Genomic DNA, 6,261 nt, shown 5'->3' on the forward strand with positions numbered 1-6,261 from the left:
GGGCGGGCTCTGGCCCGGCACTTGCGGGTCGATGGCCGGGTCGTTGCGATTGATCGGTTCGGCGTCCGGTTTCTGCTGCTGTTGCGATTGCTCGTTCATAGCCACCTCGTTTTTCAATGCTGGCGCGACTCAAACCCGCCGGCCTTGTATATTCGAAGCCGCTACGGTGCCAACGTTCAAAACATCGCTGGTTTGAGGGGCGCCTACTAGAGTTACCGGGGCATTCCTTGCGCCGGATCAAAAATATCCTTGCGCACCTGAACAACTATTTTGAACGGCAAAGGTCACTGACTTCGCACCGGTCATTTTTTACAGAACCGGCCCCAATACGCTACGGAGCAACAGGCACATGGCAGCACTGCAGAACAGCACACTCGATGCGATGAAGAACAAACAACCACAACTGCTGAGCGAATGGATCAAGGGCCTGGAAGCCAGCGGCGCCACCCGCAATATCAAGGACCACGACCTGCAGCAACAGACCAGCGAATTTCTGCAACTGGTGATCAATGGCCTGCAGGGCGACAACGGCAGCAACATCAATGCGCCGGGCTGGGAAGCCACCCGCCAGTTCCTCGAAAAGCTGTCCCACAGCCGCGCCCAGCTCGGTCAGGATTCGCACCAGACCGCCAGTTTCATCTTCGCGCTGAAAGGCCCGCTGTTTTCCCTGCTGCAAAGCCATTACCGCGAACAACCGGCGCTGCTGGCTGAACAGCTCTGGGAAATCTCGGAACTGTTCGACGCCTTCGGCATGCACACCATCCGTACCTTCCAGAAATCCCGGGAAGCGGTGATCAAGCGTCAGCAGGAAGAACTGCTGGAACTGTCCACTCCGGTGGTCAAGCTGTGGGACGGCGTTCTGGCGCTGCCGATGATCGGCACCCTCGACTCGCAACGCACCCAGGTGGTGATGGAATCCTTGCTGCAGCGCATCGTCGATACCGGCTCGGAAATCGCCATCATCGACATCACCGGCGTGCCGACCGTCGACACTCTGGTGGCCCAGCACCTGCTGAAAACCGTGACCGCGATTCGCCTGATGGGCGCCGACTGCATCATCAGCGGCGTACGTCCGCAAATCGCCCAGACCATCGTGCACCTGGGCCTCGACCTGCAAGGCGTGGTGACCAAGGCCAATCTGGCCGATGCACTGAAACTCGCCCTCACCCGCCTGGGCATCAGCCTCGGCAAAGCGGTCTGAGCCGATGGAACGTATCCCGATTCTCCAAATGGGCAAGTTCCTGCTGGTCACCATTCAGGTCGACATGCATGACCAGCTCGCCCTCACCTTGCAGGACGACTTGTCCGAGCGCATCAGCAAGACCTCGGCGCGTGGCGTGCTGATCGACATCTCGGCGCTGGACATGGTCGACTCGTTCATTGGCCGGATGATCAGCACCATCTCCGGCCTGTCGAAAATCATGGACGCCGAAACCATGCTGGTCGGCATGCAGCCGGCGGTGGCGATCACCCTGGTCGAACTCGGCCTGACCCTGCCGGGTGTCAGCACCGCACTGAACGTCGAGCGCGGGATGCAACTGCTGCAGGAACGAGTAGACCGGCAATGACCGTACGCAGCAGCGGTACTCAACCCATACATATCGAGCAGGATGTCGTGCTCGCGCGCCAGACTGCCCGCAAACTGGCCACCGAATGCGGAATGCGCCTTATCGACCTGACAAAAATGGTCACGGCGGTCAGCGAGCTGGCTCGCAACACCATGGTTTACGGTGGTGGCGGCGACATGGACTGGCAGATTCTCGATGAAGATCACAAGGTCGGTCTGCGCTTGACGTTCCGCGACGAAGGCCCCGGTATTGCCGATGTCAAACTGGCGATGACCGACGGCTGGACCTCCGGCAGCGGCATGGGCCTGGGGCTGACCGGCGCGAAGCGGCTGGTGGACGAGTTCGAACTGGACACCGAGCCTGGCAAGGGCACCCGAATAACGATCACCCGATGGACATGAATATCGCGGGGTCGCTGACCCAGGTGCTGCTGATCGAAGACAGCAGCCAGATCGGCCATGCCCGGCGCACCGCGCAGCGGCTCGCCGAGCAACACGGCTTTGACGCAACCGACGCCGGACGTGTGGCGCTGGTCGCCACCGAACTGGCGAGCAACATACTCAAGCATGCCAGTCGCGGCGAGTTTCACCTGCGTCTGTTGCCGCGTCCTGGTGGATTCGGCATCGAAATGCTCGCGATCGATCGCGCCCAGGGCTTTGATCTGGACGCCTGCCTGACCGACGGTTTTTCCACCGGCGGCACCCAGGGCATCGGTCTGGGTGCGGTGGCGCGCCAGACCGAAGTGTTTGACGTGCACGCCGACGCCCGTGGCGCGGTGCTGCTGGCGCGTTTGTATCCACGCAGCGACCGGCAGCCCGATTTGCGTTACGGCGTCAGCCAGCATTCGCTGCACAACGATCCGGCGTGTGGCGACACCTGGCATCTGGCGTACAACGGCGCCAGCGTCAGCGCACTGGTGATCGACGGTCTTGGCCACGGTGAAGATGCCGAACGCGCGGCCAAGGCCGGCGAGGGGGTGTTCGCCCAGACGCCGTTCGCCAGCCCGGTGCTGCTGATGGAGGACATGCACCGCGACATGATCGGCAGCCGCGGCGGTGCCGCAGCGTTCGCGCAGTTCAATGCCGCCCGCGACAGCCTGACCTTTACCGGCGTCGGCAACATCGGCGCCTGCCTGATCGCCGCCGACAAATCACGAGGCCTGGCCTCGCATCCGGGCATCGTTGGCGGCCAGTACCGGAAAGCCCAGCCCTTTGACTATGCTCACGTGAACGGACATCTATTGATCATGTACAGCGACGGCTTGCAGTCCCGTTGGAACCTTCAAGACTACCCCGGTCTGGTGCATCGCCATCCCGCCGTGATAGCCAGCGTCCTGCACCGCGATTTCTGTCGCGGGCGCGACGATGTAACGGTACTGGTCGTTGCCCTGGAGGCCGCCCATGGCTGAGTCGCCAACCCTGAATGCCGCCGAACAGGCCGCGCTGATCGCCCGATTGCAAAGCGAGACGGCGGCCCTGCGCGAGGAACTCGACGAAACCAACCAGGGCGTGCTGGCGCTCTACGCCGAGCTCGACACCCAGGCCGAACAACTGCGCCAGGCGTCGGACCTGAAAAGCCGCTTCCTGTCGTACATGAGCCATGAGTTCCGCACCCCGCTGGGCTCGATCCTGAGCATCAACAGCCTGCTGGCCGACGAACTTGACGGCCCGCTCAGCCCCGAGCAGCACAAGCAGGTGGCGTTCGTCAGCAGCGCCGCCCGCGAACTCAGCGACATGGTCGATGACTTGCTCGATCTGGCGAAGATCGAAGCCGGGCGGATCAGCATTTCCCCGGCATGGTTCGACATGTTCGACCTGTTCTCCGCCCTGCGCGGCATGTTCCGGCCGATCGTCGATGCCTCGGCGGTGGATCTGATCTTCGAGGAACCGGTGGGTTTGCCGCGTCTGTACACCGACGACAAGAAACTCGCGCAGATCCTGCGCAATTTCATTTCCAACTCGCTGAAGTTCACCACCCGTGGCGAAGTGCGGGTCTCGGCGCGCCTGGAAGGCTCGGACAAAGTCCGTTTCGCCGTCAGCGACACCGGAATCGGTATCGCGGCGGAGCTGCACGGTGCATTGTTCGAGGACTTTTCTCAGGTCGACTCGCCGTTGCAGAAACGTCTGCGCGGCACCGGCCTCGGCCTGTCGCTGTGCAAGCGCTTCGCCGCCCTGCTCGGCGGCGAAGTAGGGATGGACAGCACACCGGGGGTCGGCTCGACCTTTTTCGTGATCATTCCACTGGCGCTCGCTCTGGAGAACGTCGATGAAACGTGACATCCGTCTGTTGATCGTCGACGACAACGTCGCCACGCGCTACGCCTTGCGCCGGCGTCTGGAACGGCATGATTACGAGGTGCTGGAAGCCGGCACCGGCAGCGAAGGTCTGGCGCTAATCGAGCGCGAGCCACTCGATGCGCTGATTCTCGACGTCAACCTGCCGGACATGAGCGGCTTCGATATCGTGCGGATCCTGCGCGCGGACGTGCGCACCGCGCTGCTGCCGGTGATCCACGTGTCGGCGGCGTCGATCCAGACCGGCGACATCATCACCGGTCTGGACGCCGGCGCCGACGCCTACCTGATTCATCCGGTGGACCCGGACGTGCTGCTGGCGACCCTGCGCACCCTGCTGCGGGTGCGCGATACGGAAAATGCGCTGCGCGAGAGCGAGGCGCGGTTTCGCGAGATTTTCGTCAACGTCTCGGCGCCGATTGCCGTGCTGGATGCCAACCTCAAAGTGCATGAGTGCAACCACGCCTTCGCGCAGATGATTCAGGACAACCGCGCCCTGGACACCCTCAGCGAATGTTTCGAGGAAGATCAGGGCGCGATCCTCAATGAGCTGCGCCTGCGGCTGGTCGATGGCGAACGCTGGAAAGGCACGCTGAACATGCGCGTGCAGGGCGAGATTCGCGAAACCGAGTGGCAGATTTCGCCGTACCGCACGCCGCAGCTGAGCCTGGTGTTCGTCGAGGATGTCACCGAGCACCGTCACCGCGAACGCTCGCACCTGGCACAGCTGGACGACACCACCACGCAACTGGCCAAGGAAGTTGCCGAACGGGTGCGCGCCGAATCGCAGTTGCTGCAAGTGCAGAAGATGGACGCACTGGGCAAGCTCACCGGCGGCATCGCCCACGACTTCAACAACCTGCTGACCGGCATCATCACCAGCCTGGAACTGATCCAGAAGCGCATGGCCGATGCGCGTCCGGACAAGGTGCAGTTCTACGCCGAAGCGGCACTCAATTCGGCGATGAGCGCGGCCTCCCTCACCCATCGTCTGCTGGCCTTCGCCCGTCAGCAGCCGCTGGACACGCGACCGGTGGACATCAACGAGCAGGTGCGCTCGCTGGAAGAATTGCTGGTGCGCACCATTGGCGAACGCATCACCCTCAAACTTGAATTGACCAGCAAACCGGCGATTGCGCTGGTCGACCCGGTACAACTGGAAAGTGCCGTGCTGAACCTGGTGATCAATGCCCGGGATGCGCTGCCCCGGGGCGGCAATATCTGGGTCAACACCTATGCGGCGTATTCCCATGGTGATCCGAACCTGGCCGATGGTGCGTATGTCGCGCTGTCGGTGCGCGATGACGGCACCGGCATCGAACACAGTGTGATCGACAAGGTGTTCGACCCGTTCTTCACCACCAAACCGCTGGGCCAGGGCACCGGGTTGGGGCTGTCGACGATCTACGGTTTCGCCCGTCAGTCCGGCGGTGATGCGCACATCCGCAGCGTGGCACGACGCGGCACGGAAGTGACGATCATGCTGCCGGCGACCAATGACCCGACGGGGGCTGACATCCCGGCACCCACGGTGGACCCGCAAGGCGCCGGTGAGCATGTGCTGATTGTCGAAGACATGTCGGCGGTGCGCATGTTCGTTAATGAGGTGCTGGAGGACGCGGGTTATCGCTGCACCCAGGCGGCGGATATCGAAACCGCACTGGAGCGCTTGCAGAATGATCCGACGATCAACCTGTTGCTGAGCGACGTCGGCCTGCCGCGCATGAGCGGTCGTGAACTGGCGGACGTGGCGCGGGGCTGGCGCGAAAACCTGCCGATCCTGTTCATGACCGGTTACGCCGAGACCGCGATCAATCGTCAGGTGTTTCTGGGCACTGGCATGGAAATGCTGGTCAAGCCGTTCCAGATCAGCGAACTGCTGGACAAGGTCCGCCGCACACTCGACGGTGCCTGATACACCGCTTTCGCCAGCAGGCTGGCTCCCACACTAGATCTGGTTGATCACCCATCCTGTGCACACCACAAAACCTGTGGGAGCCGGGCTTGCCCGCGATGGCGGTGGTACATCCGGCATCCCATTGCCTGATACACCGCTTTCGCTGGCAAGCCAGCTCCCACATTGGATCTGGTTGATCACCCATCCTGTGCACACCACAAAACCTGTGGGAGCCGGGCTTGCCCGCGATGGCGGCGGTACATCCGGCGTCTTCATTGCCTGACACACCGCTATCGCTGGCAAGCCAGCTCCCACATTGGATCTGGTTGATCACCCATCCTGTGTACACCAACAAACCTGTGGGAGCCGGGCTTGCCCGCGATGGCGGTGGTACATCCAGCCTCTCATTGCCTGACACACCGCTTTCGCTGGCAAGCCAGCTCCCACACTGGATCTGGTTGATCACCCATCCTGTGCACACCACAAAACCTGTGGGAGCCGG

The 6,261-nt window shown here is 62.5% G+C and carries 6 protein-coding genes; all 6 read left to right on the forward strand.

Going from position 1 to position 6,261, the window contains the following annotated elements; all coding sequences use genetic code 11:
* The first annotated feature begins 349 nt into the window (after nt 1-349).
* From DBR18_RS02035 to DBR18_RS02060, 6 genes are read left to right on the forward strand one after another with little or no spacing between them, the layout of a single operon-like run.
* The gene (locus DBR18_RS02035) at nt 350-1,201 is read left to right on the forward strand and encodes an STAS domain-containing protein (protein WP_108589067.1); all 852 of its coding nucleotides are present in this window, start codon (nt 350-352) and stop codon (nt 1,199-1,201) included.
* A gap of 4 nt (nt 1,202-1,205) precedes the next feature.
* The gene (locus tag DBR18_RS02040; RefSeq protein WP_108589068.1) at nt 1,206-1,568 is read left to right on the forward strand and encodes an STAS domain-containing protein; all 363 of its coding nucleotides are present in this window, start codon (nt 1,206-1,208) and stop codon (nt 1,566-1,568) included.
* Nucleotides 1,565-1,969: an anti-sigma regulatory factor gene (locus DBR18_RS02045; RefSeq protein WP_108589069.1), complete on the forward strand. Its 405-nt coding sequence runs from the start codon at nt 1,565-1,567 to the stop codon at nt 1,967-1,969. The genes DBR18_RS02040 and DBR18_RS02045 overlap by 4 nt, the downstream gene beginning before the upstream one ends.
* Nucleotides 1,966-2,976: an ATP-binding protein gene (locus DBR18_RS02050; protein ID WP_108589072.1), complete on the forward strand. Its 1,011-nt coding sequence runs from the start codon at nt 1,966-1,968 to the stop codon at nt 2,974-2,976. The genes DBR18_RS02045 and DBR18_RS02050 overlap by 4 nt, the downstream gene beginning before the upstream one ends.
* Entirely contained in the window at nt 2,969-3,844 is an 876-nt protein-coding gene (locus tag DBR18_RS02055; RefSeq protein WP_108589070.1) for a sensor histidine kinase KdpD, read from the forward strand. Before DBR18_RS02050 ends, DBR18_RS02055 begins: the two co-directional genes overlap by 8 nt.
* Nucleotides 3,834-5,777: a response regulator gene (locus tag DBR18_RS02060; RefSeq protein ID WP_108589071.1), complete on the forward strand. Its 1,944-nt coding sequence runs from the start codon at nt 3,834-3,836 to the stop codon at nt 5,775-5,777. Before DBR18_RS02055 ends, DBR18_RS02060 begins: the two co-directional genes overlap by 11 nt.
* Nucleotides 5,778-6,261: the final 484 nt, after the last annotated feature.

Source organism: Pseudomonas sp. HMWF021 (assembly GCF_003061005.1).
Lineage (GTDB): Bacteria > Pseudomonadota > Gammaproteobacteria > Pseudomonadales > Pseudomonadaceae > Aquipseudomonas.

Coding starts and splice junctions, on each gene's coding strand:
- DBR18_RS02035 (WP_108589067.1), top strand. CDS start 350: ATGGCAGCACTGCAGAACAGCACACTCGATGCGATGAAGAACAAACAA.
- DBR18_RS02040 (WP_108589068.1), top strand. CDS start 1,206: ATGGAACGTATCCCGATTCTCCAAATGGGCAAGTTCCTGCTGGTCACC.
- DBR18_RS02045 (WP_108589069.1), top strand. CDS start 1,565: ATGACCGTACGCAGCAGCGGTACTCAACCCATACATATCGAGCAGGAT.
- DBR18_RS02050 (WP_108589072.1), top strand. CDS start 1,966: ATGAATATCGCGGGGTCGCTGACCCAGGTGCTGCTGATCGAAGACAGC.
- DBR18_RS02055 (WP_108589070.1), top strand. CDS start 2,969: ATGGCTGAGTCGCCAACCCTGAATGCCGCCGAACAGGCCGCGCTGATC.
- DBR18_RS02060 (WP_108589071.1), top strand. CDS start 3,834: ATGAAACGTGACATCCGTCTGTTGATCGTCGACGACAACGTCGCCACG.